Below are 3,339 nucleotides of genomic sequence, written 5' to 3' on the forward strand. Positions count from 1 at the left end.
TTCAGGAAGGCCAAAATACGATCGGTGGGCTGGTAGCGAGAGGCGCGAGCCCCCGTGACCGTGGTCTTAGCCAACGCCTGCTCTTTGATCTGCATGTCGGCCTGTAAGTAAACAGACGTCGTTTGGACGTCTTCGTGACCCAGCCAGAGAGCGATAACAGAACGATCAGCACCGTGGTGAAGAAGGTTCATCGCGAGCGAGTGTCTCAAGGAATGGGGCGTGATACGTTTTTTGTTCAGGGAGGGACAATGACGGCGAGCCACGACCATGTGCTTGTTGAGCAGGTATTCCAAGCCGTCATGACCTAAGGCATGCCCTCGTGTGGTCGGAAAGACTGGATCGGAAGCTTGCCCCTGACGTTCTCGCAGCCAACCGCGCAGCACTGCGATGGTCTCTTTGCGAAGCGGAGTGGACCGGCTTTTGCGTCCCTTTCCCAAGCACTGCACGTGTGCACCGGTACCCAAGGCGATGTTCTCACAGCGCAAGCCGGTGAGTTCTGCTGCGCGCAATCCGGTCTGCACGGCCAGCAGCAACAGGGCTCGATCGCGTCGTCCGCTCCAGGTGTTGAGGTCCGGCGCGGCGAGCAGAGCTTCAATTTCGACCGGCGTGAGGAAACAGATCGGTCGACGCACGTAGCGTTTACTTTGCATGGCGAGCACGCGCTGCGCCAACGCGTTGTATTCCGGCGCATGCAACGAAACGTAGCGAAAGAACGAATGGATGGCAGCGAGACGCACGTTGCGGCTGCGGGCGCTATTGTCCCGTTTTTGCTCAAGATGATCGAGAAAGGCGCCGAGGAACGGAGTATCCAAATCCGGCATGATCAACTGTGACGGTGTCTTGTGTAGCCGCTGCTGTGCATATTGCATCAGCAGGCGAAAGGTGTCGCGGTAGCTTGCGATGGTGTGGGGACTCGCCTGTCGCTGCCGCATCAGTCGATCCATGAAGAATGACTCCAGCAGAGTAGGAAATTGGCTGATTCCTTTCATGGACGACCCCTGCGCTCGGATCGCTCCACACGCCGCAGCACGTAGCGCAGCAACTGCGGGGTCGCGGTGAGGTACCACTGGGTGTCAGTGATATGTGCGTGGCCTAAATACGCACTGAGCGCTGGCAGATTACGTTCGACATCGACTCCACGGCGATGCCACTTGACAAGCGTATTAATGGCAAGCCGGTGGCGTAACCCATGCAGACGGGGGCCGTGCGAATCACGTGGACCGCGCAGGCCGATCTGGCGAGACACTTTGACAAACGTCCATCGCAGCATATCGTAAGTCACGCGGGTTCCACGATCGGAAAGGAAGAATCTGGGACTGCTCGGGGTGCGACACAAGCGATCTCGAAGATTTGCGTAGCGTTGCAAAGCGTGTCGCGTGGAAGGATGCACGGGAACGTATCTGGTCTTACCGAACTTGGTATCCCGAATTGTCAGCACGCCGTTGATCAGGTCCACATCGTCGCGATCGAGACGCAATGCTTCGTTGGCCCGCAAGCCACTGGCCGCGTACAATCCAAAGAGCGTGGCAAAGGTGTGGCGCCGCAAACCGATTGTGGACGGCAACTGCCGCGCCGCCTCGAGTAGACGGATGATCTCCTGGTCACTGTAGATGTAGGGTGCCACCCGACGGTACTGATGCGGAAGCAAATCAGGCGGCGGTACAACGGTGCGCGGATCGTTGGGGCAGCAGTACCGCGCGAAGCGGCGCACCATTCCTAAGCGGTTGGCCCACTGGGACGGCTGTGCATGGGCCGGCTGGGTTGCCCACTTCAAGGCCAGTTCGGTGGTGATGTAATCGGCCCGCGCGTGCTTGGCAAATTCGATGAATCGACGCAACAGCCGCCCTTCCAGAACCAACTTGTATCCCAGAGCACGACGCACGGAGAGATACTCATCGAGTGCGATTTGCAACGAACTCATGACGCACCTCCCATCCACGGAAGGGCTATGCCGCGTAGCGCTTTGATATCGACCTTGGCGTAGATCTGGGTCGTCGTGGGTTGCCGGTGACGAAGCAGTTGACCTATCTCGCCGAGGGACGCACCTCGGCACAGCATCTTGGTGGCTAGAGAATGCCTCAATAAATGCGCCCCTTTGAAATCGGGGTTCAATCCGGCGCGCTGGAGGGCACGACGAACTACACAGCAAATGGAGGTCTGGCGAAGGCCGCGGTGCGGGGCTTTCAGGCGGATAAAAACCTTGCGCGTCGAACACGTTGGACGAACCTGGCGCAGATATTGAACCAGAGCCGTGCCGATATCTTTAGGCAACGGCAATCGTTCCAATCGCTGGCCTTTGCCGCGCACGAGGATCTCGCCGCGCTCCCAGTCCAAGTCGTCCAAGGTCATGGCCAGTACTTCTCCGCCGCGCAAACCGAGGCGAGCTAAAAGCAGCAAGATTGCGTAATCACGCTGGCCGGACGCAGTGCTGCGATCGCAGCAGCGCAGGAGTCGCTCGACCTGGTCGGGCGGGAGCGATTTTGGCAAATGAGACAATCGCCAGTGGGCCACCCCGAATAGGGCGGAGGCCAAGTCAGTCTTGATGCTTCCGCGCTGACACAGGAAGCGAAGGAACGAGCGCAGTGCCGTGACCATGAGCTTGGAATAGGTGCGACTGCCCCGCGGAACTTGACGAAGAATGAACCGATGTAGGTCCTGCGGCTGCAGATCCTGAAGACGCAGCGCCTTGTTCCCGAAATGCGCGGTCAAGAACCTTCGCACGATGGGCAGATAGCTGATCAATGTCGCGGGCGCCAAGCCGCGTTCCGAACTTAAGAAGCTCTCGTAGTCGCGTGTGAGCTGCCCGAGGGCGGTCCAGTCCACTTTTTGCGGCAATGCAGAAACGACTCCGAGGCACCGCAAATGATCCAACAGCTGATGACCGGTAGATACATCGCCGCGTCGCCTTGAGCCACGACGGTGGGTGTGAAACTGTTTGAGCCTCACCTCATCGAGTTGTGCCAGTGGCACTCCACGCTGCTTGAGCCAGTGGCTGAGATCCGCCACCAGTGCACATTTGGCTTTTACGGTCTGCGAAACGTAACCCTCGCCCGCGAGGGACTCCGCAAATTTATCTATATGAGCGGCGATTGAGCCGATGCAGACGCGTTGGGTTGATACCGTAACAGCGCTCTTGAGAGTTATCGTCATGATCTGTCTCCGCAAAGCTGGGGGAACATCCCCAGCGCGGGACAAGAGACGAACATGACAGCAACGTCGAGATCGGAATCGACAATACATGCTCGCGACGAATTCGATTCATCACCTCTTCACCCATCAGCCATTTTGTGACGGTCCTCTCGCTACCAGCCCCACCGATCGTATTCTGGCCTTCCTGAC

General features: G+C 58.4%; 3 protein-coding genes. All 3 read right to left on the minus strand.

The genetic code is table 11. From position 1 onward, the window contains the following. Positions 1–989, minus strand: a 989-nt coding sequence (locus tag KJQ96_RS38220) for a tyrosine-type recombinase/integrase (RefSeq protein ID WP_213291130.1), incomplete at its 3' end; no start/stop codon positions are given. Beyond that, the gene (locus KJQ96_RS38225; protein WP_213291131.1) at positions 986–1,921 is read right to left on the minus strand and encodes a tyrosine-type recombinase/integrase; all 936 of its coding nucleotides are present in this window, start codon (positions 1,919–1,921) and stop codon (positions 986–988) included. The genes KJQ96_RS38220 and KJQ96_RS38225, both read right to left, overlap by 4 nt. Next, positions 1,918–3,150, minus strand: coding sequence for a site-specific integrase (locus KJQ96_RS38230; protein WP_213257554.1), 1,233 nt, complete (start codon positions 3,148–3,150; stop codon positions 1,918–1,920). The genes KJQ96_RS38225 and KJQ96_RS38230 overlap by 4 nt, the downstream gene beginning before the upstream one ends. Between the last annotated feature and the right edge of the window lie 189 nt (positions 3,151–3,339).

This window comes from Bradyrhizobium sp. sGM-13, from assembly GCF_018398875.1.
Lineage (GTDB): Bacteria > Pseudomonadota > Alphaproteobacteria > Rhizobiales > Xanthobacteraceae > Bradyrhizobium.